General features: G+C 43.3%; 2 protein-coding genes. Both read right to left on the reverse strand.

Translation table 11 applies throughout. The features are described 5' to 3' along the window. On the reverse strand, nt 1-326 hold a 326-nt coding region (gene gspJ / locus A3766_RS08035; protein ID WP_068642059.1), incomplete at its 3' end, for a type II secretion system minor pseudopilin GspJ. Further along, nucleotides 326-736 carry a type II secretion system minor pseudopilin GspI gene (gene gspI, locus A3766_RS08040; protein ID WP_068511063.1) on the reverse strand — a complete coding sequence of 137 codons (411 nt, stop codon included), beginning with the start codon at nt 734-736 and terminating at the stop codon, nt 326-328. The genes gspJ and gspI, both read right to left, overlap by 1 nt. Nucleotides 737-783: the final 47 nt, after the last annotated feature.

Below are 783 nucleotides of genomic sequence, written 5' to 3' on the forward strand. Positions count from 1 at the left end.
GGATTACGCCAGCCTACTCGGCTAAATTGGATTTTATAAAAATCAGAGCTGCTATCCAGTGCGTTTTGATAGTCGCCATACTCGTCTCGTATCGAACGACCAATGACTTGCGAAAGGTCGCGCTTAACGATCAGCATTGCTTTTTGAATTTGATTCAGCTCTTCGAGATGAACCTGAGTACGATCACTACTTGTGATCGCTGAGTTCAATACCTGCCAGGCGCCCAAACCAATTAATGCAGTAATACCTATCGCGATAAGGACTTCTAGCAATGTGAAGCCTTGTTGAGATGCAAGGGCTTGCTTGATTTTGGTGGAATCCAGCATTAGTAGCGCCCTAACATACTGGAAAGTGTTAGTTTTTTGCTCTTATCGCCACTCTGCTCATCGATAAGATAGACATCTACGTCGAGCTTGTTGATATCGGCATTTGCTGTTTTGCTAACCTTAGAAACCACCTGCCATTCTTGATTCGCAAACTCGATCTCTTCTTTATATTCTTTAATTGCAGGCAGTGATTTTGAAAGCTGAAGCTCTGTGATCTTATTTTCCGCAATCCAAGAAGCAACTATCTTATGCCTTACGTTAAAATATTGGCTAACGGTTGATGCCGTCACCTCTTGTTGAATCATGGCTACCGAGACGAAGACCAGCATAGCCATCATTACTTCTAAAAGTGTGAAGCCCGCATGCTTGGTTATCTTAGAAAGATTACGTTGCCTGATAGACCTATGCATTAGCCTGCATCCTCATCCTGTTGCAGGAAGGGTACAACAATCTCACC

The organism is Oleiphilus sp. HI0132 (genome assembly GCF_001635845.1).

Excerpts from the sequence above, each read along its gene's own strand:
- gspI (WP_068511063.1), bottom strand. The coding sequence starts at position 736 with ATGCATAGGTCTATCAGGCAACGTAATCTTTCTAAGATAACCAAGCAT.